The sequence below is a fragment of the Sphingomonas kyeonggiensis genome (assembly GCF_030812785.1).
GTDB lineage: Bacteria > Pseudomonadota > Alphaproteobacteria > Sphingomonadales > Sphingomonadaceae > Sphingomonas > Sphingomonas kyeonggiensis_B.
Genome location: NZ_JAUSTJ010000001.1, coordinates 1,312,084 through 1,331,577, shown reverse-complemented (window position 1 = coordinate 1,331,577; position 19,494 = coordinate 1,312,084). Strand labels below are relative to the sequence as shown.

Sequence of the window (19,494 nt, the reverse complement as noted above, 5' to 3'; positions counted from 1 at the left end):
ACGCTACTTGCTATATTTCCGTTTATCAGCGGGTTGATGGTGATTCTTACAATTGCGGAAAACCTGCTCCCCGCCCCCAGGTATCTCGACCTGGGACTTTTGACTCGCATTTCCGCGCCCCAGCCCCCACATGCGCCCTCATGGCGTCATCCCACCCGCCCATCATCCGCGTCATCGATCTCGAGACCACCGGCGACAAGCCGCCGGCGCACGCCGTGTGCGAGATCGGCTGGCAGGACGTCGCGCTCGGCAAGGACGGGCGCTGGGAGCTCTATGGCGAGGGTGGCAACCGCCTGGTCAATCCCGGCCGGCCGATCCCGCCGCTTACCATGGCGATCCACCATATCCGCGACGAGGACGTCGCCGATGCGCCCTGGTGGCACGACGTCGCGCGGCCGATCCTCGATCCCTGGCCGCGCCGGGTGGCGCTGGCAGCGCACCGCGCGAGCTTCGAGGAGCAATATTGCACCCCGGCCCTCACCCGCGGTGCCGACTGGATCTGCACCTGGAAATGCGCGCTGCGGCTGTGGCCGGACAGCGGCGGCTTCTCGAACCAGTTTCTCCGCTATTTCCGCAATCCGGTGGGTCTGGAGCATGAGCGCGGCCTGCCGGCGCACCGTGCCTTCCCCGATGCCTATGTGACCGCGCATCACCTGCGCGACATGCTCAACGAGGCGAGCGTGGCGCAGTTGATCGAATGGTCGAAGTCGCCGGGGCTGTTGCCGCGCGTCCGCTACGGCCCCGATCGCGGCAAGGAATGGAGCGAGATCGATGACGACTCGCTCGCCGCCTTCATGAACGACCGCGACGAGGACATCCGCTTCACCGCGCAGACCGAATTCGCCCGCCGCCGCGGTGGGGCGCCGGTGGGGCCGGACGCGCCGGCGCAAAGGCTGTTGTTCTGAGCTAGCGCCGCCCGGCGATCAGCCAGCGTACCCCTTCGAGAACCAGGCCATAGACCAGGTGCGAGGCCGCACCATAGGCGTGGGCCGCCAGCGGGGTCTCGTCGGGGGCGGGGGCCAGGCCCGCCGCCGGCACCGCCGCCTCGTCGAGCAGGGCGCTGGTGGCGATGCCGTAAGCGCTGCCGAAACCGGCGCTCGCCTCAGGCTTGTATTCGGTGATCACGCCGTAGATGCCGCCGAGCACCGCGCCGGTGATGTAATGGACGGCCTGACCCGCCTGCTCGCGATAGTCGTCGGGCACCGGCGCATCGAGGATCGCCTCGCTCGCCGCGTCGGCTGCCTTCACCGTCGCCGGATCCTCGTCCCCGCCTTCGTCCGGCAGCAGATTCCTCGCCTGGGCCTGGACGGCCGCCATCGCCGCCGAGGCGACGAGGCCGGCGGCAACGCCGGCGAGCAGACCGAGAAGGGGGCGGGGCTTGGCCATTGGGGTCTCCGGGCAGGAAGGGGGCAAACGCTCCCTGCCCGGCTCAACCGGTCACATCAATATTGGATGCGCTCGGCCTTCAGATTGTGCTTGGCCAGATAGGTCTGAACGCTGTCATTACCGGCGAGGTGCCCGGCGCCGACCGCAATGAACACGGTGCCAGGCTTGGCCATGCGTTCGCTGATCCAGTCCGCCCAGCGCGCGTTGCGATCCGAAAGCAGCACCTTCGCCACCTCCGGCGTCTTGCGCATTTCCTCGTTCATCGTCTTGCCCAGCGCATCCGGATCGCCGGCGCTCCACTGCGCGACCATCTTGTCGAGCACCGGACCGACATTGGCGAACTCGTTGACCGTGTTGACGAGGAACTTGACCTGCACGTCCTCCGGCAACTTGTCGAAGAAACCGATCTGCTGCTCGAAGGTCTCGAGGCCGATGAGCTGCTTGTTGGCAGTCTTGGCGGCGGCGGTGATCGTCATCTCGGCGCCGCTGCTGGGGTCGTAGCCGAGCTTGGGCAGCGGTGCCATGGCGAGAGTCATCGCGGCGAACCACGGCTCGAAGCGATCCAGCGCCGAAGCGGGGATACCGACGCTGGTGAGCGCGGCGGCATAGGCTGGGCGGGTGGCCTCGGGCAGTTTGGCAGTGAGCGCCGGATCGCCCTGCGGGGCCATCGCCGCCTGCATGGTCACGCCCTGCATCGTCGCGGGATCGGGCATGACCATCTCGAGCGCGACGGTGTCGCTCTTGTCGAACGCGGCCTTCACTGCCTCGTCGAACCAGCTGAGGCCGGGCTTGAGGACATGGACGGTGCCGAACAGATAGATGGTGGTATCGGCATCCTTGACCACCCAGAGTGCCGGATCGGCATCCTTGGTCGCCGGGGCCGCGGGGGCCGGCGCGGCCTGGGCACGGGCAGCGACGGGCAAGGAGAGCGCGACGGCCAGGCCGGCCGCGGCAGTGAGCAGCTTCTTCTTCAACATCATGAATTCACTCCACATTGCGCGGCCGTCAGGGCCGGACTTTCTTCCAAAGATAGGCAAGGGTCATGACGATCAGTGTGGCGATGAAGAGCGCCTCATGATCGGGCTCGGGCACCAGCGCGCCCTTCCACAGGAAATACCAGGAGGCATAGCCGATCAGGTAGAAATGCAGCGCGACCGCGGCACCCCACAGATTGGCGCTTCGCTCGACTTCGTCGATGCCGCGGTAGAAATACCAGCTGCCACCGCCCAGGCCGATCACCAGCAGCACTACGATTCCGATCGCCGCCCAGCCGGGCAACGCGCCGTCGCGCTCGAGCAGGACGAGCGCAGCGCCGATCACACCACCGAGCAGCATGAAGCCGCCCATCAGGCCCCAGAAACGGTTGCTGCGCGATTTCTCGGCGCGCTCGCCCGGACCTTCAGCCATCCCCCGACTCGTCATCGAAAAATATCTCCTCGATGGGCATGGCGAACAGGCGCGCGACCTTGAAGGCGAGCGGCAGCGAAGGATCGTGCTTGCCCGTCTCGATCGCGTTCACCGCCTGGCGCGACACGCCGAGCCGACCGCCAAGCTCCGCCTGGCTCCAGTCGCGTTCGGCGCGCAGCACTTTCAGGCGATTTCGCATCCTGTTGCTGTTCCCATGTCCTGACTTTCTGTCAGGCACACCTTACATAGCGAGTCGAATGTGATTGTCAACAAGACCTGACATATTGTCAGGACTAGCTGGCGGCGAGTTCCTTGAGCGGCACATTGGTGTCACCCAGCGCGGCGGGATTTAGGGCGAGCCCCTCCACCACCAGCTTGCGGCCCTGGACATAGTCCTTGACCGCATTGACGCAGTCGAGCGCGATCACCCGGCCGGCGCGGAGGTAGATCAGCGAGAAGCTGCGCGCCGCGGGATCGCCGCGCACCACCACCGCGTCATGCCCGGCCGAGATGCCGACCGTCTGGAGCTTGAGGTCGTACTGGTTCGACCAGAACCAGGGCACCGAGTCATAGCCCGCCTCGACCCCGCAGATCGTCTTCGCCGCGACCGTCGCCTGGTCGTTGGCGTTCTGCACCGACTCGAGCCGGATCGCGCTGTCGGCGGCATAGCGGTTCACATGGAGCGCGCAGTCGCCGATCGCGAAGATATCGGGCAGGCTGGTGCGCGACTGGTCGTCGACCAGCACGCCGTTGCCGCCCGCGGCCCCTGCCGCAAGCAGGGGCTCGACCGCGGGAACGATGCCGATGCCGATGATCGCCATCTCGGCGGGAATCACCTCGCCGCCCGCCAGCCGCACGCCGGTGACGCTGGTTTCGCCCTCGATCGCCTCGACCTGCACGCCCAGCCGGACGTCGACGCCGTGGGCGCGATGCTCGGCCTCGAAGAAGCGCGACAGGGCCTCGCCGGCGACGCGGGCGAGGACACGGTCCTGCGCCTCGAGCACCACGACCTGCTTGCCGAGCTTGGCGAGCACGGCGGCAGCCTCCAGCCCGATATAACCGCCGCCGACCACCGCGACGCGGGTGACGCCGTCCAGCTCGGCCATCATCTGGTCGACATCGGCGCGGGTGCGCACCGTGTGGATGCCGGCCAGGTCATGCCCGTCGCACGACAGGCGGCGCGGCTTGCCGCCGGTCGCCCAGACCAGTTGGCCGTACGCGATCGTCTCGCCATCGGCGGTGATGCTGTGCGCTACGGAATCGACCGCCGTGACGGTGCGCCCCGTCAGCATCGTCACCTGGCGCTCTTCCCAGAAAGCGGCGTTGCGGATCAGCAGCCGCTCGAACGCCTTCTCGCCCGACAGATATTCCTTGGAGAGCGGCGGCCGCTCATAAGGCAGCTCGGGCTCGTCGCCGAGCAGCGCGATGCTGCCTTCGAACTTGTTCTGGCGCAGCGCGATCGCGGCCTGGGCGCCGCCATGGCCGGCCCCGACGATGAGGACGTCGAACTTCATTTGTTCAACCGCTCCGCATGCCAGGCGACATGATCGCCGAGGAAGGTCGAGACGAAATAATAGCTATGGTCATAGCCCGGCTGGAGCCGCTGGGTGAGCGCGATGCCGGCATTGCGGCAGGCGGCCTCGAGCAGCTCGGGCTTGAGTTGGACGTCGAGGAACTGGTCGGCGCTGCCGGTATCGACCAGCAGCTCGGGGACGCGCGCGCCATCCTCGATCAGCGCCACAGCGTCATAGGGCCGCCAGGCCGCACGGTCCTCACCAAGATAACCGGCCAGCGCCTTCTGCCCCCAGGGCACCTGGCTGGGCGCGACGATCGGCGAGAAGGCCGAGACCGAGCGGAAGCGGCCGGGATTGCGCAGGCCGATGGTGAGCGCCCCGTGGCCGCCCATCGAATGGCCGGTGATGCCCTGGCGGTCCATGTCGGCGGAGAATTCCGCACCGATCAGCGCCGGCAGCTCCTGCTCGATATACGACCGCATCCGGAAATGCGTCGCCCAGGGGGCTTCGGTCGCATCGACATAGAAGCCGGCGCCCTGGCCGAAATCATAGGCCTCGTCATTGGGCACGCCCTCGCCGCGCGGGCTCGTGTCCGGCGCGACCAGGATCACGCCATGCTCGGCACAGGCCGCGCGATACTCGCCCTTCTCGGTGACGTTCGCATGGGTGCAGGTGAGGCCGGAGAGGAACCACAGCACCGGCAGCTTCGCCCCCGGCGCATGATCGGGCACGAAGACCGAGAAGGTCATGTCGGTGCCGGTGACCGCGGAGGCGTGGCGGTACACGCCCTGCATGCCGCCATGCGACTTGTTCGAGGAGAGCTGTTCCATGGGCGGCCTTTTCAGCGAAATACGATGGTACGGTTGCCGTTGAGGAAGACGCGGCGCGCGCCCACCCATTGCACCGCGCGGGCGAGCACCTGGGCCTCGATGTCGCGGCCGATACGGATCATGTCGTCTACCGAGGCGCGGTGATCGACGCGCTCGACCGCCTGCTCGATGATCGGCCCCTCGTCGAGGTCGCTGGTGACGAAATGCGCGGTGGCGCCGATCAGCTTGACGCCGCGCTCATGCGCCCGGTGATAGGGCCGCGCCCCCTTGAAGCCGGGCAGGAAGCTGTGATGGATGTTGATGCAGCGCCCCGCCAGCCGGTCGGCAAGACCCGACGACAGGATCTGCATGTAGCGCGCGAGGATCAGGTAATCGGCGCCCGCCCGGTCGAACTCGGCGAGCAGCGCCGCTTCTTGCGCGTCCTTGCCCTCGGGCAGCAAGGTGAAGGGCAGGCCATGCCATTCGGTGAGGTCGCGCAGCGTCTCGTGGTTGGAGACCACCCCGGCGATCTCGACGCCGAGATGATCGGTCTTCCAGCGATGGAGCAGGTCGTTGAGGCAGTGCGAGCCCTTGGACACCGCGATCAGGATGCGCGGGCGTGCCCCGCTCTCGGCCAGCGCCCAGTGCAGCCCGAAACGCGTGGCTACGGGCGCAAAGGCCGTGCGCAGCTGGTCGGTCTCGAACGGCGCCCCCGCCGCCTTGAACTCGACGCGCATGAAGAAGCGCCCGGCATCGAGATCGGCATATTGCTGGCTGTCGAGAATGAATCCGTCCCGCTCCGCCAGGAACCCGCTCACCGCGGCGACGATGCCCGGCCGGTCCTCGCAGTCGAGGGTGAGGATCCAGGCCGGTGCCGTCATGCCGACACCACCGGGCGCTGCGGAGAGCCTTCGCCGAGATTGTTCGTGCCGCCCGGCTCGATGTTGATCATCCGTACCTCGCCGTGCCGGGCGACCGGGCGATGCTCGACCCCGCGCGGCACGACATAGAGCTCGCCCGGGCCAAGGGTGACCGTGCGGTCGCGAAGCTCGATGTCGAGTATGCCGTCGAGCACCAGGAAGAAGTCGTCGGTGTCGTCATGGCTGTGCCAGACGAACTCGCCCTCCACCTTCACGATGCGGATGTCGTTGCCGTTGTAGCTGGCGACGAGGCGCGGCGCCCAATGCTCGCTGAAGGTGGCGAACTTCTCCGCCAGGTTGACGGCGCCGTCGCTCATGCCGGCACGCGGCAGATCGCGCACAGCTTGTTGCCGTCCGGATCGCGGACATAGGCGAGGTGCATCGCTCCCAGCGCGCCGCCGTCGCGCAGGCCGGGCGGATCCTCGATCGAGGTGCCGCCATGCGCGATGCCGGCATCGTGAAAGGCCTTCACCTGCTCGGGCGTCTCGCACTTGAAGCCGATCGTGCCCCCGTTCGCAAAGGTCGCCGGCTCGTCGTCGATCGGTTCGCTGATCCCGAAGCTGCCGCCATTGTGGCGGTAGAAGAGGCGGACATGGCCGCTGGCAGCAACGTTGCGCACCGGCTGGCCCGCGCCGAGCGTGCCCAGCACGGCATCGTAGAAGATCTTGGACCGCTCGATATCGTTCGCGCCGACCATGATGTGGTTGAACATGTCCCCGCTCCCTTCGCTTAGAAGACCACGACGCTGCGGATGCTCTCGCCGGCGTGCATCAGGTCGAAGCCCTTGTTGATCTCTTCCAGGCCCATGACATGCGTGATCATCGGGTCGATCTCGATCTTGCCGGCCATGTACATGTCGACGATCTTCGGCACGTCGGTGCGGCCCTTGGCCCCGCCGAACGCGGTACCGCGCCAGTTCCGCCCGGTGACCAGCTGGAAGGGCCGTGTCGCGATCTCCTTGCCGGCCTCGGCCACGCCGATGATGATGCTGGTGCCCCAGCCGCGATGGCAGGCCTCGAGCGCGATGCGCATCACTTCGGTGTTGCCGGTCGCGTCGAACGTATAGTCGGCGCCGCCGTCGGTCATCGCGACGATCGCGGCGACCACGTCCTCGCGGCTCATGCCCCTGGAGTTGAGGAACTCGGTCATGCCGAAGCGGCGGCCCCATTCCTCGCGGTCCGGGTTGATGTCGACGCCGATGATCTTGTTGGCGCCGGCCAGGCGCGCGCCCTGGATCACGTTCAGGCCGATGCCGCCCAGGCCGAAGACCACGACATTGTCGCCGACCTGCACCTTGGCGGTGTTGATCACCGCGCCGACACCGGTGGTGACGCCGCAGCCGATATAGCAGCTGCTCTGGAACGGCGCGTCCTCGCGGATCTTCGCCACCGCGATCTCGGGCAGCACGGTGAAGTTCGAGAAGGTCGAGCAGCCCATATAATGGTAGATCGGCTGGCCCTTGTAGCTGAACCGCGTGGTACCGTCGGGCATCAGGCCCTTGCCCTGGGTGGCGCGGATCGCGGTGCACAGGTTGGTCTTGCCGCTGAGGCACGACTTACACTGGCGGCATTCGGGCGTGTAGAGCGGGATGACGTGATCGCCCGGCTTCACGCTGGTCACGCCCGGGCCGACCTCGCGGACCACGCCGGCGCCTTCATGGCCGAGCACGCTGGGAAAGATGCCCTCCGAGTCGAAGCCGTCCAGCGTATAGGCATCGGTGTGACAGATGCCGGTCGCCATGATCTCGACCAGCACTTCGCCCGCCTTGGGCCCTTCGAGATCGAGCTCGACGATTTCGAGCGGCTTCTTCGCTTCGAAGGCGACGGCGGCGCGGGTCTTCATGGGCTTTCTCCTTGCTTGCCGGCCTGATCGGGGAAACGGTGCCGGGTTGCAATGGGAGTCAGCTCCGGATGCGGTCTTCCGGGCGATAGAGGGTGAGGAAGACGCCGCCCCACCAGAGGATGGCGGCAAAGCCAGCGAACTCGAGGAAGGGGCGGACGAAGCCCGAGGTGAAGGCGAGGCCGGCAAAGACCAGGCCGGCGAGCTGTACCCAGGCGGGCAGGCTGGCGGCGGCACGCGCCTCGCGCACGGTCAGCGTCGCCCAGAGCGCGACGCCGGCATGACCGAGCAGCATCAGCGCGGCGACGAGATCGGCGCGCGGCGAGATGCGGCCCTGGCCGATCAGCGCAGCCGCCTCGATCCGGAAATGCGCGGCGACGGCGAGGCAGACCACACCCGCGCCGCCCGCGAGCAGGGCGAAGTCGCGCCCCGGGCTGCGCGGGCCGATCGGGCCTGCGAGCGTAAGCATCGCCAGCAGCAGCGCGCCGGCGAATACGCAGCGGACGATCTCGTTGGCGAGCAGCAGACCCCAATAGGGCTGGGCCATGTCGAGCCGGTTGCGGGCGATCGCCGCGAACGGGTCCGCCGCCCCGGCCAGGTCGTGCGCGACATCGCCGAGCACGAACAGCGCGACGATGAACAACAGGCAAAGCAGCGCGGCGACCGTGCCGAAGGGCCTTCCATGATCGCCGACAAAGGACCGCTGCATCTCTCGCCTCCATGTGTATTGTATTGATAATACACTCCGTCGTGTTAACAGGCAAGACGAATGACAAGACTGTTCCCCGGCGAAAGCCGGGGCCTAGGGTCACAAGCGATCCGGCAGAGAAACCCTGGGCCCCGGCTTTCGCCGGGGAGCAAGGATGGCCTATGGGCCCCGCATGGATCCTTTCGAAGCGCAGCGGCGCGACTTAGCCGAGCTTGCCGAACGCAGCCGATCCCGGCGCCTGGCGGAACGTGCGGGCCTGGACTTCTCCTCCAACGACTATCTCGGCCTCGCCGGCGATCCCGCGCTGGCGGCGGCGGTGCGCGACGCGATCGATGCGGGCGTGCCGATCGGGTCTGGCGGGTCGCGGCTGCTGCGCGGCAACCACGGCGAGCATGAGCGGCTGGAGGCGACGGCGGCGCGTTTCTTCGGCAGCGAGAGCGCGCTCTATTTCTCGACCGGCTATGCGGCCAATGCCGCTCTGCTCTCCACTCTGCCCCAGCGCGGCGACCTGATCCTGCACGATGCGCTGGTCCATGCCAGCGCGCATGAGGGGATGCGGCTGAGCCGGGCCGAGGCGCGGAGCGCGGCGCATAACGATGTCGGCGACTTCGAAGACGCGATCCTCGACTGGCGACACGAAGGCGGCACCGGGCGCGTGTGGATCACGGTCGAGAGCCTCTATTCGATGGACGGCGACCAGGCGCCGCTGGCCGATCTCGCCGCGCTGGCCGACCGGCACGACGCGATCCTGATCGTCGACGAGGCGCATGCCACCGGCGTGTTCAGGCCCGACGGGCGCGGGCTGGCGGCGGAACTGGCGGGGCGCGAGAACCTGATCACGCTGCACACCTGCGGCAAGGCGCTGGGCTGCGAAGGCGCGCTGCTCTGCGGGCCGCGCGTGGTACGCGACTTCCTGGTCAATCGCGGGCGGGCCTTCATCTTCTCGACCGCACCTTCGCCGCTGATGGCGGTGGCGGTGGAAGCGGCGCTCGGGCTGATCGCCGATCCGGCGCGGCGCGAACGGCTGCACGGGCTGATCGCACGCGCCGAGGCGCTGCTCGCGCCGGTGGGCGTGCAGGCGACCGGATCGCAGATCCTGCCGCTGGTGATCGGCGAGGATGCGCGGACCATGGCGATGGCGGCGGAGCTGCAGCGGCTCGGCTTCGACGTGCGCGGGATCAGGCCGCCGACGGTGCCGACGGGCACCTCGCGGCTGCGCATCTCGCTGACGCTCAACGTCACCGACGCCGATGTCGCAGCGCTGGCCGAAGCGATCGGGGGGCTGGCATGAGGATCGTCGTCACCGGCACCGATACCGATATCGGCAAGACCGTCTTCGCCGCGGGCCTGGCCGGCGCGCTGGGCACGACTTACTGGAAGCCGATCCAGAGCGGGCTCGACGGCGGGAGCGATGGCGAGCGGGTCGCGGCGCTCTCGGGCGCGACGGTGCTGCCCGAGGCCTATCGGCTGGCCACGCCCTGCTCGCCGCATCTCGCCGCCGAGATCGACGGGGTGACGATCGATCCCGACCGGCTGATGCCGCCCGATATCGATCCGCTGGTGATCGAGGGCGCGGGCGGCGTGCTGGTCCCGGTGACGCGCGAGCTGCTCTATGCCGACCTGTTCGCGCGCTGGGGCCTGCCGACGGTGCTGGTCGCGCGGACCGCGCTCGGCACGATCAACCACAGCCTGCTCTCGATCGAGGCGCTGCGCGCCCGCGGCGTGCCGATCCTCGGCGTGGCGTTCGTCGGCGAGGCCAACGAAGACAGCGAGACGACCATCGCCGCGATCGGCGGCGTGCGCCGGCTCGGCCGCCTGCCGATCCTCGACTCGCTCGACCGCCCTGCCCTCGCCGCCGCCTTTGCCCAGGCCTTTCCGGATTTCCCCGCATGACCTCGCCCGTCTGGCACCCCTTCACCCAGCACGGGCTCGGCGAGCCGATCCCCGAAGTCGTGCGCACCGAAGGCGCCGCGCTCCACACCCGCGATGGCTGCCGCTTCGTCGATGCGATCTCGTCCTGGTGGGTGACCACCCACGGCCATTGCCACCCGCGCATCATGGCGGCGATCGCCGAGCAGGCGGCGCGCATGGACCAGATCATCTTCGCCGGCTGGACCCACGAGCCTGCCGAGACGCTGGCACGCGAGCTGGTGCGGATTCTGCCCGACCCGCTCCAGCACGTCTTCTACTCGGACAGCGGCTCGACCAGCGTCGAAGTCGCGCTGAAGATGGCTTTAGGCTTCTGGGACAATCGCGGCGAACCCAGAAACCGTATCCTGGTCCTCGAACACGGCTATCACGGCGACACGATCGGCGGCATGTCGGTCGGCGCGCGCGGGGTGTTCAACCGGCCCTACCAGCCGCTGCTGTTCGACGTATCGACCATTCCCTTCCCCGAGCCCGGCCAGAGCCAGGCGACGCTCGACGCGCTCGAGGCGCAGTGCCGCGAGAAGCCGGCCGCGCTGCTGGTCGAGCCGCTGGTGCTGGGCGCCGGGGGCATGAAATTCTACTCGGCCAGCCTGCTCGCCGAGATGCGCAAGATCTGCACGAAATACGACGTCCTGTTCATCGCCGACGAAGTGATGACCGGCTGGGGCCGCACCGGCAGCCTGCTCGCCTGCGAGCGGGCAGGCGTGGTCCCCGACATCCTCTGCCTGTCCAAGGGCCTCACCGGCGGCGCGATCCCGCTGGCGGTGACGCTGGCGACCGCGCCGATCTTCAAGGCGCATTTCTCACAAGACCGCGCGCGGATGTTCTTCCACTCGTCGAGCTACACCGCCAACCCGATCGCCTGCGCCGCCGCCAATGCAAACCTGGCGATCTGGCGCGAGGAACCGGTGCTAGACCGAATCGCCGATCTGGGCGACCGCCAGCAGGACCGGCTCGACCGGCTCGCCACCCATGCGCTGATTCGCAACCCGCGCCGGCTGGGCACGATCGTCGCGGCGGAGATCGGGGCGAGCGAATCGGCCTATCTCAACTCGGTGGGACCGCGGCTCAAGGCCTTCGCACACGAGCGCGGCGTGCTGATCCGGCCGCTGGGCAACACCGTCTATGTGATGCCACCCTATTGCATCGACGACGCCGATCTCGACGCCATCTATCGCACGATCACCGATTTCCTGGAGCAGGAGCCCCGCATGGGGGACTTGTTCGCCTTCTAGGGGCGAGTGGTGCTGCCGGTGAGGATTGAACTCACGACCTCAGCCTTACCAAGGATGCGCTCTACCACTGAGCTACGGCAGCACTCGCTCGAACGGTCCGGCAGGTGCCGGGTCCCAAGCGGGAGGCGCCTATGTGCTTGGGTACGCCTGATTGTCAACCCGCATGCGGACGGTTTATCGCGGGAAAATGAGCGATGCGGAAAAGAAAGCCCGATTGGCGGAGGCGCTGCGGGCGAATCTGAGGAAGCGCAAGGCCCAGGCCCGCGAGCAGGCCGCGCCCGGCGACTCCCCCGATTCTCAGAGCGAGCCGAACCAGAGCGATACGCGTTCGCTTGCATCATAGGCGTTGCGCGCGATCGCGTGCGGCCCCTGCAGATACATCGCCATCGTGACCGCGCCGGCCAGGAACCACATCACCCGATGGGTGCGCACTTCGCCTCTAACCATTGATACTCGTCCCCGCTCAGCTGCGGCCCCAAAATCCGCAGAACTTCAGCATGATAAGCATTGAGCCAGGCCAGTTCCTGCTCGGTTAGCAAAGATGGTTTAATCAGCGTTCGCTCTATCGGCGCGAAGGTCAGCGTCTCGAAGCCGAGCATTTGTTGTTCCGCACCCGAAATCAACTGCTTGGTGACCAGCACCAGGTTCTCGATGCGGATGCCGAATTCCTGCGCTTTATAGTAACCGGGCTCGTTCGACAGGAACATGCCCTCGCGCAACGGCTCGAGGCTCTGGCCGCCCGGATAGAAGGGCTGGGCAATGCGCTGCGGGCCTTCATGCACCGACAGGTACGAGCCGACGCCGTGGCCGGTGCCGTGCCCGTAATCGAGCCCGACTTCCCACAGCGGACGCCGCGCGAAGCTGTCGAGCTGGGCGCCGGTGGTGCCATCGGGGAAGATCGCGGTGGCGATGGCGATATGGCCCTTCAGCACGCGGGTGAAGCGGTCCTTCATCTCGTCGCTCGCCTCGCCCACCGGCATGACGCGCGTCACGTCGGTGGTGCCGTCGGCGTACTGGCCGCCCGAATCGACGAGATAGAGCTGGCCCAGCTCGATCGGCAGGCTCGATTCGTCGGTGACCTTGTAATGCGGGATCGCACCGTTCGGGCCGGTGGCGGAGATGGTGTCGAAGCTCAGATCCTTGAGCGCGCCGGTCTGGTCGCGGAATTCGCGCAGCTTGTCGGCAGCGGACATCTCGGTGAGGCCGCCCTGGGGCGCGGTTTCCTCGAACCACTTCAGGAAGCGCGAGAGAGCGGCGCCGTCGCGCGCCTGGGCCGCCTTCTGGCCGGCGATCTCGGCCGGGTTCTTGATCGCCTTGGCGAGGATCACCGGATCGCGCAGCGAAAGCACCTTGGCGCCGCCGGCATCGAGCGCATCGAAGATCGCCGCGACTGCGCTGCCCGGATCGGCGGCGACGCGCTTGCCGGCAAAGCCCTGGAGCGCCGGCGCGAAGGCCGAGCGGTCGTGGATGCGGATCGCATTGCCGAGATGCTTGCGGACTTCGTCGGTCACCTTCTCCTCGGCGACGAAGAAATCAGCGGTGCCGTCGGCGTTGACCACGGCATAAGCGAGCGCGACGGGCGTATGGCTGACATCGGTGCCGCGGATGTTGAACGCCCAGGCGATCGAATCGAGCGCGGAAAGGACGACCGCGTCGGCCTTGCGCTCGGCCAGCCAGTCGGCGATTTCGGCGCGCTTGGCGGGGGAGGACTTGCCGGCCAGATCGTCGGACTGGACGGCGAGCGTCGCGTCCGAGGGCTGGGGCTTGTCGGGCCAGACCGCATCGATCGGATTGGTGTTCACCGCGACCAGTTCGGCGCCCTTCTCGGCCAACGCCTTGCGGGCTTCCTCGACCCAGGCGCGGGTGTGCAGCCAGGGATCATAGCCGATACGGCCGCCGTCGGGGGCATGCGCGCCCAGCCAGGACGCAACGCTGGTGGCCGGCACGCCGACATATTCCCACTCGTCCGCCGAGACCTGCTGGCGGACCTGGATCGTGTAGCGGCCGTCGGTGAAGATCGCGGCCGCCTCGGGCAACACCACCGCGGTACCGGCCGAGCCCTGGAAGCCGGTCAGCCAGGCGAGGCGCTGGGCATAGGCGCCGACATATTCAGACATGTGCTCATCGGTGAGCGGCACGACGAATCCATCGAGTCGGTCGCGCTTCAGCTGTTCGCGAAGGGCCTGGAGGCGGTCGGCATAGCTGGACATGGGATTACTCTATTGCTGGAATCTATGGGGCTGCTTTGCGCCGATATTCGGCAAAAGTCACATCCTGCGCTAGTCGGAAGCGATGACGCATTTCCCTCTGCCCCGTACCGACCTGCCCACCCCCGCCCTGCTGCTCGACGTGGCGGCGATGGACCGCAACATCGCGGCGATGGCCGATTATGCGCGGGCGAAGGGACTGGCGCTCAGGCCGCATGCCAAGACGCACAAGAGCGGCAAGATCGCCCGGCGGCAGATCGCGGCGGGCGCAGTGGGCATATGCTGCGCCAAGCTGGCCGAGGCCGAGGCGCTGGCGGCGGACGGGGTGGGCGACATCCACCTCACTTCGCCGGTGGTGACCAAGAACGGGATCGCGCGGCTGACGGCGCTGGCGGGCAAGATCCGGTTGTCGGCGGTGGCGGACCATCCCGACGTGGTGCGGTCGCTCGCTGGCAGCAGCGTGACGGTGTTCGTCGATGTCGATCCGGGCAAGCATCGCACCGGCGTGACTTCCCCCGAAGCCGCCGTCGAGCTCACCCGGGCGATCGCCGCGGCCGGGCTGACGCTGGGTGGGGTGCAATATTATTGCGGCGCCGAGCAGCACATCACCACCTTCGCCGACCGGCATGCGGCGATCGTCGGGAAGACCGATTATCTGCAGACGGTGCTGGCGGCACTGGAAGCGGCAGGTTTCGCGATCCCGGTGGTGACGGGTGCGGGCACTGGCACCTTCGCGATCGATGCCGAACTGGGCGTGCTGACCGAGCTGCAGGTGGGCAGCTACATCTTCCTCGACCGCGAATATCGCGATTGCGAGCTGGCGGGGCCGAGCTTCGAGCAGGCGCTCTGGGTGGATTCCACCGTGGTCAGCGCGAACACGCCCGGCATGGTGACGATCGATGCGGGATTGAAGTCTTTCGCCACCGATGCCGGGGTGCCCGTACCCATGTCAGGCACCGCGCGTTACGCCTTCATGGGCGACGAGCAGGGAGCGCTGATCGGGGAGGATCTGCCGGGCCTGGCGGAGCGGACGACACTGGTGCCGCCGCACTGCGACCCGACGGTGAATCTGTACGATTGCTACTGGCTGGTAGAGGGCGACACGGTCACCGGCAGCTGGCCGGTGACCGCGCGAGGCCGCTCTACCTAGCGGCGGCGAACATAATAGCAGCGGTGCTTGGCGCTGATCGTGCGATCGATCGCGCGGCCGCCAAAGGCACCGCCGACACCGCCGACCGCTGCGCCGAGCAGGCCGTGGCCGATGATCGCCGGACCGGCAAGCACGCCGACCGCGGCACCGCCGATCAGGCCGGCATGGCCGGGCGAGCGACGGCATTTCTTGTAATAGGCACGTCCCTTGGTCGACTTGCCCTTGTAGTGACTCTGAGCCTGCGCCGCCTCGATCGGCATTGCGACGGGCATGGCCAGCGCGAGAGCGGCAACGGCCGCAATGAGCTTACGCATGATTTCCATCCCTTCCTTAAACCAATGCAGGTTAGAACGGCGCCCGGGTACGCCCGGTTGCATGAACTGAAAACAACAAGCCGTTCATGGGATCGTTCGGCCCCCACAGGGCATTGATCGGGCATGCGTCAAGGAGCCGGCATTTCCTCTCCGCGCGAGCGGCTGGGCAGCGCGCTCGGCGCGCTCGTCCTGGTGGGGCTGCTGGTCTGGATGCTGATGCACGGACTGGGCGTGCGGCTGAGCGTGGTGCCGACCCGGGCGATGCAGCTGGTCGACTTCACCCTGCCCCCACCACCGCCCCCGGAGCCCGAGATCGCCCCCAAACCCAAGCCACGCACGCCCAAGGAGGAGGGCAAGGCCGCCCCGCCCAATCTCGTCTCCCGCGCCACCGAAGTGGCGACGCCGGTGAAGACGGTCCTGCCCCAGCCCATGCCGGCCGCGACCACGCCTGCCCAGGGGAGCGACGCCAGCTCGGGCAACGCGCCGGTCGCCGGGCCGGGAACCGGCGCTGGCGGCGTCGGCAACGGCACCGGATCGGGCGGGCGCGGCAATGGCGCCGGCGGTGGCGGCGGCACCGCGCTGCGATTGCTCGAAGGCGACATCACCGGGCGCGACTATCCCAAAGCGGCAGCCCGAGCGGGCGCGCAGGGGACGGTGGGGCTGCGTTTCATCGTCGGCGTGAACGGGCGGGTGACCGATTGCCAAGTGACCCGCTCGAGCGGCAATGCCGATCTCGACGAGACGACGTGCCGGCTGATCAAGAAGCGCTTCCGCTACGCGCCGAGCCGGGATGCCAGCGGCAGGCCCTATGCCGATGTGGTGACCGGCGAGCAGCAATGGGAGCTGTATGACCGGCCGGAGAATTGACTCCATCGTCACCCCGGCCTTGTGCCGGGGTCCACTGCGCCGCGAACTATGCCGGTAGAGCCTCTGGTACATGACTCGCCTCCCGGTGGCCCCCGGCACAAGGCCGGGGTGACGAAGAACTAGGAGGCTCGGGCCGCCAGCTTCTCCACCAGAAACTCGACGAACGCCCGCACCCGCGCGGGCCGGGTCGCGCCGCCGACGAACACTGCATGGATATCCTCCCGGTCGCCCGGGTTGAACGGATCGAGCAGGGAGACCAGCCGGCCGGCGGCGAGGTCCGCGGCCACGCTGAAGCTGCCGACCCGGGCGATGCCGACCCCGGCCAGCGCCAGCTCGACCAGCGTCTCGCCATTGTTCGCCTCGATATTGCCGCCCACTGGCAACGCATAGTCGCGCCCGTCCTGGCGGAACGGCCAGACCGGCTCCGCACGGCGGAAGTTGAAGTTGAGGCAGTTATGCGCGTGCAGGTCCTCGGGGACCTGCGGCATGCCCATCCGGCCGAGATAGGCCGGCGCGGCGACGATCGAGCGCCCGGTCTCGCCGATCTTGCGGGCGGTGAGCGCGCTGTCCGCCAGCGGGCCGAAGCGGATCGCGACATCGGCGCGGCCGCCCGCTACATCCTCCAGCGTATCGCTCAGGCTGATGTCGACCAGGATGCCCGGATAGCGGGTGACGAACTCGCCGAGCAAGGGCACGATCGCCAGCCGGCCATGGGCGAGCGCCGCACTGACCCGCAGCCGTCCGCGCGGCGAGGCCTGGTCGGCAAGCTCCTCCTCCACCTCGGCGATGTCGGTGAGGATGCGCTGGGCGGCATGGAGATAGGCATCGCCCTCGGGCGTCAGCACCAGCTTGCGGGTGGTGCGGGTGATCAGGCGGACGCCCAGCCGCGCTTCGATCCGGGCGAGCGCCCGGCTGACTGCCGAAGGGGTGAGCTCGAGCCGGCGGGCGGCGGCGGAAAGGCTGCCTTCGCGCACCGCGGTGACGAAGATTTCCATCTCGCCCGAGCGATCGGCCATGGCGCGGGTCATTCGTGAATCCAGTGCACAGATGTTTCGCCTTTACGCCGTCTACCGGAAGTGGCCGCGCCAGTCCATTTGCGCTGCCGCACAAATCCCCGGAGCATCGCCCCATGAGTTCCCGTCCCGCGCTCACTGCGCTCGCCATCGGTGCCTTTGGCATCGGTGTCACCGAATTCACCCCGATGGGCCTGCTGCCCGTGATCGCGGGCGACCTCGGCGTATCGATCCCCACCGCCGGGCTGCTGGTCAGCGCCTATGCGATCGGCGTGCTGATCGGCGCGCCGCTGATGACGCTCACCACCGGCCGGGTGCCGCGCCGCACATTGCTGATCGCGCTCGCCGCGATCTTCACCGCCGGCAACCTGCTGGCGGCGGTGTCGGACAGCTATGCGATACTGCTCGCCGCACGGATCGTCACCTCGCTCAACCACGGCGCATTCTTCGGCGTCGGATCGGTGGTCGCCGCCGGGCTGGTCGCGCCCGAGAAGCGCGCGGGCGCCATCGCCACCATGTTCATGGGGCTGACGATCGCGACGATCGGCGGCGTGCCGCTCGCGACCTGGGCGGGCGAAGTATTCGGCTGGCGGTCGGTGTTCGCCGCCATCGCCGCGATCGGCGTGGTCACGATGATCGCGCTGCGGCTGTTCGTCCCTGCCCTGCCCGCCGAGAAGGATGTCGACATGATGGCCGAGCTGCGCGTGCTCGGCCGTGGGCCGGTGCTGTTCGCACTCGCCCTGACGATGGTCGGGTTCAGCGCGATGTTCACCGTGTTCACCTATATCGCGCCGATCCTGCGCGAAGCCTCGCACGCCTCGACCTTCTGGGTGACCGCGGCGCTGGTGATCTTCGGCGTCGGGCTGACCGCAGGCAACTGGCTGGGCGGGCGCTATGCCGACAAGTCGGTCGAGGGCGCGCTGATCACGATGACCGCGGCGCTGGCGGTGCTGCTCGTCGCCTTCGCCTTCGGCATGTTCTCGCTGCCGGTCGCCATCATCCTGATGCCGCTCTGGGGTGCCGCCAGCTTCGCGCTGGTGCCGCCGCTGCAGATGCGGGTGATGGACGCCGCGCATGAGGCGCCCAACCTTGCCTCCGCGATGAACATCGGCGCGTTCAACCTGGGCAATGCGATCGGCGCGGCGCTGGGCGGCGAAGTGATCCGCGAGGGGCTGGGCTATCCGGCAGTCTCGCTCGCCGCCGCCGCCATGGCGCTGGTCAGCCTTGCCATGGTGCTGGCGCCGCGGCTGGTGCGACGCCCCGCCGCCCTTGCCTGAAACGCTTGCGCGGCAGCGGCGGATTGCGGAAGAACGATAGCCTTCGAAAAGGGGCACCTCATGATCCGTATCGCATCGAACGCCATTCTGTTCGCGCTCGTACCACTCTCCGCCCAGGCGCAGGGCGCGGGCAAATGGGAAGTGAAGGTCGCCCCTGCGGAGTGTTCGCTAGTTCGTGTCGTCCAGACCCCCGTCCCCGCATTGCTGGCAGTGCGGACGGTGCCGGGTACCGATGAGTTCATCGTGCTGGCCAGCGGCAGGGACGTCCCCGAGGGCGGAAAGCCGGAAGGCTTCCCCGCCCGGCTAAGCTTCGACGGCGGCAAGCCGATCAACGCGACCGCAACCCCGCTCGGCAAGCTGGCAGCGGGCCCGGCACTTCAGCTTGCCCCGTTCAAGCCGGCAATGCTCGGCGCCTTTGCCGCCGCGCGCACGGTGAGCGTGGGAAGCACCAGCCGCAGCTTTGCCAGCTTCGACGTCCCGCGGGCGGGCGAGGCCATTGCCGCACTCCGCAAATGCATCGACGACCAGCTGCTCGAATGGGGCGCGGACCCTGCCCAGTTCGCTCCCGGCGGCACCCGCCCGGTCGCCATCAAGGATCGTGACGACTGGCTGACCAACGATCAGTTGCTGAAGCTGGCCGGCGCCTCCAGCGGTACCAATGCCGATTATCTCTTCCGCGTGACCATTGCCCCCAATGGCGCGATCATCAGCTGCAAGCGCGAAGAAGCCCCGGCGAACGACCCGATCGAGAAGCTCGGCTGCGATCCGCTGGTCGCGCAAAAGCTGTTCACTCCCGCAAAGAATCCCGCCGGCGCACCCGTGAAAGGGATTGCGGCATTTCGGGTTACGCTGATCCGGCAGGCGATGGCGACACCGCCCAACGCTGCACAACCACGCTAAAGGCGGGTTCGACAGACG

23 protein-coding genes and 1 tRNA gene are annotated in these 19,494 nt (G+C 68.0%); 8 read left to right on the top strand and 16 right to left on the bottom strand.

All coding sequences use genetic code 11. From position 1 onward, the window contains the following. Positions 1-140: 140 nt before the first annotated feature. Positions 141-905, top strand: a complete 765-nt coding sequence (locus J2W22_RS06630; RefSeq protein WP_307117459.1) for an exonuclease domain-containing protein — start codon at positions 141-143, stop codon at positions 903-905. Between the two features lies 1 nt (position 906). Here J2W22_RS06630 and J2W22_RS06625 read toward each other — a convergent pair whose 3' ends face one another. The 11 genes from J2W22_RS06625 to J2W22_RS06575 all read right to left on the bottom strand — a co-directional run bounded on the left by J2W22_RS06625 (position 907) and on the right by J2W22_RS06575 (position 8,584). Beyond that, a complete protein-coding gene (locus tag J2W22_RS06625) occupies positions 907-1,386 on the bottom strand; it encodes a DUF1440 domain-containing protein (RefSeq protein WP_307117458.1) in 480 nt (159 codons plus the stop codon). 56 nt (positions 1,387-1,442) lie between these two features. Next, positions 1,443-2,366: a TraB/GumN family protein gene (locus tag J2W22_RS06620; RefSeq protein WP_307117457.1), complete on the bottom strand. Its 924-nt coding sequence runs from the start codon at positions 2,364-2,366 to the stop codon at positions 1,443-1,445. A 25-nt stretch (positions 2,367-2,391) separates the two neighbouring features. Further along, complete coding sequence (locus J2W22_RS06615; RefSeq protein WP_307117456.1) at positions 2,392-2,793, bottom strand: hypothetical protein; 402 nt, start codon at positions 2,791-2,793, stop codon at positions 2,392-2,394. Next, positions 2,786-2,992 (bottom strand): helix-turn-helix transcriptional regulator, encoded by a 207-nt coding sequence (locus J2W22_RS06610; protein WP_307117455.1) that lies wholly within the window; start codon positions 2,990-2,992, stop codon positions 2,786-2,788. The genes J2W22_RS06615 and J2W22_RS06610 overlap by 8 nt, the downstream gene beginning before the upstream one ends. Before the next feature lie 94 nt (positions 2,993-3,086). Then, positions 3,087-4,307, bottom strand: coding sequence for an NAD(P)/FAD-dependent oxidoreductase (locus J2W22_RS06605; RefSeq protein ID WP_307117454.1), 1,221 nt, complete (start codon positions 4,305-4,307; stop codon positions 3,087-3,089). After that, positions 4,304-5,137, bottom strand: coding sequence for an S-formylglutathione hydrolase (gene fghA, locus J2W22_RS06600; RefSeq protein ID WP_307117453.1), 834 nt, complete (start codon positions 5,135-5,137; stop codon positions 4,304-4,306). The genes J2W22_RS06605 and fghA overlap by 4 nt, the downstream gene beginning before the upstream one ends. Positions 5,138-5,148: 11 nt before the next feature. Beyond that, positions 5,149-5,997: a formyltetrahydrofolate deformylase gene (gene purU / locus J2W22_RS06595; protein ID WP_307117452.1), complete on the bottom strand. Its 849-nt coding sequence runs from the start codon at positions 5,995-5,997 to the stop codon at positions 5,149-5,151. Then, positions 5,994-6,353, bottom strand: coding sequence for a cupin domain-containing protein (locus tag J2W22_RS06590; protein ID WP_307117451.1), 360 nt, complete (start codon positions 6,351-6,353; stop codon positions 5,994-5,996). Before J2W22_RS06590 ends, purU begins: the two co-directional genes overlap by 4 nt. After that, positions 6,350-6,748 (bottom strand): VOC family protein, encoded by a 399-nt coding sequence (locus J2W22_RS06585; RefSeq protein ID WP_307117450.1) that lies wholly within the window; start codon positions 6,746-6,748, stop codon positions 6,350-6,352. Before J2W22_RS06585 ends, J2W22_RS06590 begins: the two co-directional genes overlap by 4 nt. Positions 6,749-6,765: 17 nt before the next feature. Next, a complete protein-coding gene (locus J2W22_RS06580) occupies positions 6,766-7,878 on the bottom strand; it encodes an S-(hydroxymethyl)glutathione dehydrogenase/class III alcohol dehydrogenase (protein WP_307117449.1) in 1,113 nt (370 codons plus the stop codon). A gap of 58 nt (positions 7,879-7,936) precedes the next feature. After that, the gene (locus tag J2W22_RS06575) at positions 7,937-8,584 is read right to left on the bottom strand and encodes a hypothetical protein (RefSeq protein WP_307117448.1); all 648 of its coding nucleotides are present in this window, start codon (positions 8,582-8,584) and stop codon (positions 7,937-7,939) included. Positions 8,585-8,756: 172 nt separating this feature from the next. Here J2W22_RS06575 and J2W22_RS06570 point away from each other — a divergent pair, with 172 nt between their 5' ends. The 3 genes from J2W22_RS06570 to J2W22_RS06560 are packed head-to-tail and all read left to right on the top strand — an operon-like array spanning position 8,757 to position 11,748. Further along, complete coding sequence (locus J2W22_RS06570) at positions 8,757-9,875, top strand: 8-amino-7-oxononanoate synthase (protein WP_307117447.1); 1,119 nt, start codon at positions 8,757-8,759, stop codon at positions 9,873-9,875. Next, positions 9,872-10,477, top strand: a complete 606-nt coding sequence (bioD, locus tag J2W22_RS06565; RefSeq protein WP_307117446.1) for a dethiobiotin synthase — start codon at positions 9,872-9,874, stop codon at positions 10,475-10,477. Before J2W22_RS06570 ends, bioD begins: the two co-directional genes overlap by 4 nt. Continuing rightward, positions 10,474-11,748 carry an adenosylmethionine--8-amino-7-oxononanoate transaminase gene (locus J2W22_RS06560; protein ID WP_307117445.1) on the top strand — a complete coding sequence of 425 codons (1,275 nt, stop codon included), beginning with the start codon at positions 10,474-10,476 and terminating at the stop codon, positions 11,746-11,748. The genes bioD and J2W22_RS06560 overlap by 4 nt, the downstream gene beginning before the upstream one ends. A 7-nt stretch (positions 11,749-11,755) precedes the next feature. Here the strand turns inward: J2W22_RS06560 and J2W22_RS06555 are convergent. The 3 genes from J2W22_RS06555 to J2W22_RS06545 form a co-directional block, all read right to left on the bottom strand. Continuing rightward, positions 11,756-11,830 (bottom strand) — tRNA-Thr (locus J2W22_RS06555). Positions 11,831-12,045: 215 nt separating this feature from the next. Then, positions 12,046-12,180 (bottom strand): hypothetical protein, encoded by a 135-nt coding sequence (locus J2W22_RS06550; protein WP_307117444.1) that lies wholly within the window; start codon positions 12,178-12,180, stop codon positions 12,046-12,048. Beyond that, a complete protein-coding gene (locus tag J2W22_RS06545) occupies positions 12,162-13,958 on the bottom strand; it encodes an aminopeptidase P family protein (RefSeq protein WP_307117443.1) in 1,797 nt (598 codons plus the stop codon). Before J2W22_RS06545 ends, J2W22_RS06550 begins: the two co-directional genes overlap by 19 nt. Positions 13,959-14,040: 82 nt before the next feature. On the opposite strand from J2W22_RS06545, the gene J2W22_RS06540 reads away from it, so the two are divergent. Next, the gene (locus J2W22_RS06540; RefSeq protein WP_307117442.1) at positions 14,041-15,105 is read left to right on the top strand and encodes a DSD1 family PLP-dependent enzyme; all 1,065 of its coding nucleotides are present in this window, start codon (positions 14,041-14,043) and stop codon (positions 15,103-15,105) included. Here the strand turns inward: J2W22_RS06540 and J2W22_RS06535 are convergent. Continuing rightward, positions 15,102-15,419, bottom strand: a complete 318-nt coding sequence (locus J2W22_RS06535; RefSeq protein WP_307117441.1) for a hypothetical protein — start codon at positions 15,417-15,419, stop codon at positions 15,102-15,104. The genes J2W22_RS06540 and J2W22_RS06535 overlap by 4 nt on opposite strands. Positions 15,420-15,542: 123 nt before the next feature. Between J2W22_RS06535 and J2W22_RS06530 the strand changes: the two genes are divergently transcribed. Continuing rightward, positions 15,543-16,286, top strand: a complete 744-nt coding sequence (locus J2W22_RS06530) for an energy transducer TonB (protein ID WP_307117440.1) — start codon at positions 15,543-15,545, stop codon at positions 16,284-16,286. 119 nt (positions 16,287-16,405) lie between these two features. Here J2W22_RS06530 and J2W22_RS06525 read toward each other — a convergent pair whose 3' ends face one another. Next, complete coding sequence (locus tag J2W22_RS06525; RefSeq protein ID WP_307117439.1) at positions 16,406-17,314, bottom strand: LysR family transcriptional regulator; 909 nt, start codon at positions 17,312-17,314, stop codon at positions 16,406-16,408. A gap of 101 nt (positions 17,315-17,415) precedes the next feature. On the opposite strand from J2W22_RS06525, the gene J2W22_RS06520 reads away from it, so the two are divergent. After that, positions 17,416-18,576 carry an MFS transporter gene (locus tag J2W22_RS06520; RefSeq protein WP_307117438.1) on the top strand — a complete coding sequence of 387 codons (1,161 nt, stop codon included), beginning with the start codon at positions 17,416-17,418 and terminating at the stop codon, positions 18,574-18,576. 60 nt (positions 18,577-18,636) lie between these two features. Continuing rightward, on the top strand, positions 18,637-19,476 hold the full coding sequence (locus tag J2W22_RS06515; protein WP_307117437.1) for a hypothetical protein: 840 nt from the start codon (positions 18,637-18,639) through the stop codon (positions 19,474-19,476). The last annotated feature ends 18 nt before the right edge of the window (positions 19,477-19,494 follow it).

Excerpts from the sequence above, each read along its gene's own strand:
- J2W22_RS06560 (WP_307117445.1), top strand. The coding sequence starts at position 10,474 with ATGACCTCGCCCGTCTGGCACCCCTTCACCCAGCACGGGCTCGGCGAG.
- fghA (WP_307117453.1), bottom strand. The coding sequence starts at position 5,137 with ATGGAACAGCTCTCCTCGAACAAGTCGCATGGCGGCATGCAGGGCGTG.
- J2W22_RS06515 (WP_307117437.1), top strand. The coding sequence starts at position 18,637 with ATGATCCGTATCGCATCGAACGCCATTCTGTTCGCGCTCGTACCACTC.
- J2W22_RS06520 (WP_307117438.1), top strand. The coding sequence starts at position 17,416 with ATGAGTTCCCGTCCCGCGCTCACTGCGCTCGCCATCGGTGCCTTTGGC.
- J2W22_RS06620 (WP_307117457.1), bottom strand. The coding sequence starts at position 2,366 with ATGATGTTGAAGAAGAAGCTGCTCACTGCCGCGGCCGGCCTGGCCGTC.
- J2W22_RS06525 (WP_307117439.1), bottom strand. The coding sequence starts at position 17,314 with ATGACCCGCGCCATGGCCGATCGCTCGGGCGAGATGGAAATCTTCGTC.
- J2W22_RS06540 (WP_307117442.1), top strand. The coding sequence starts at position 14,041 with ATGACGCATTTCCCTCTGCCCCGTACCGACCTGCCCACCCCCGCCCTG.
- J2W22_RS06545 (WP_307117443.1), bottom strand. The coding sequence starts at position 13,958 with ATGTCCAGCTATGCCGACCGCCTCCAGGCCCTTCGCGAACAGCTGAAG.
- J2W22_RS06570 (WP_307117447.1), top strand. The coding sequence starts at position 8,757 with ATGGATCCTTTCGAAGCGCAGCGGCGCGACTTAGCCGAGCTTGCCGAA.
- J2W22_RS06535 (WP_307117441.1), bottom strand. The coding sequence starts at position 15,419 with ATGCGTAAGCTCATTGCGGCCGTTGCCGCTCTCGCGCTGGCCATGCCC.
- J2W22_RS06575 (WP_307117448.1), bottom strand. The coding sequence starts at position 8,584 with ATGCAGCGGTCCTTTGTCGGCGATCATGGAAGGCCCTTCGGCACGGTC.
- purU (WP_307117452.1), bottom strand. The coding sequence starts at position 5,997 with ATGACGGCACCGGCCTGGATCCTCACCCTCGACTGCGAGGACCGGCCG.
- J2W22_RS06530 (WP_307117440.1), top strand. The coding sequence starts at position 15,543 with ATGCGTCAAGGAGCCGGCATTTCCTCTCCGCGCGAGCGGCTGGGCAGC.
- J2W22_RS06615 (WP_307117456.1), bottom strand. The coding sequence starts at position 2,793 with ATGGCTGAAGGTCCGGGCGAGCGCGCCGAGAAATCGCGCAGCAACCGT.
- J2W22_RS06585 (WP_307117450.1), bottom strand. The coding sequence starts at position 6,748 with ATGTTCAACCACATCATGGTCGGCGCGAACGATATCGAGCGGTCCAAG.
- J2W22_RS06605 (WP_307117454.1), bottom strand. The coding sequence starts at position 4,307 with ATGAAGTTCGACGTCCTCATCGTCGGGGCCGGCCATGGCGGCGCCCAG.
- bioD (WP_307117446.1), top strand. The coding sequence starts at position 9,872 with ATGAGGATCGTCGTCACCGGCACCGATACCGATATCGGCAAGACCGTC.
- J2W22_RS06630 (WP_307117459.1), top strand. The coding sequence starts at position 141 with ATGGCGTCATCCCACCCGCCCATCATCCGCGTCATCGATCTCGAGACC.
- J2W22_RS06590 (WP_307117451.1), bottom strand. The coding sequence starts at position 6,353 with ATGAGCGACGGCGCCGTCAACCTGGCGGAGAAGTTCGCCACCTTCAGC.
- J2W22_RS06580 (WP_307117449.1), bottom strand. The coding sequence starts at position 7,878 with ATGAAGACCCGCGCCGCCGTCGCCTTCGAAGCGAAGAAGCCGCTCGAA.
- J2W22_RS06625 (WP_307117458.1), bottom strand. The coding sequence starts at position 1,386 with ATGGCCAAGCCCCGCCCCCTTCTCGGTCTGCTCGCCGGCGTTGCCGCC.
- J2W22_RS06610 (WP_307117455.1), bottom strand. The coding sequence starts at position 2,992 with ATGCGAAATCGCCTGAAAGTGCTGCGCGCCGAACGCGACTGGAGCCAG.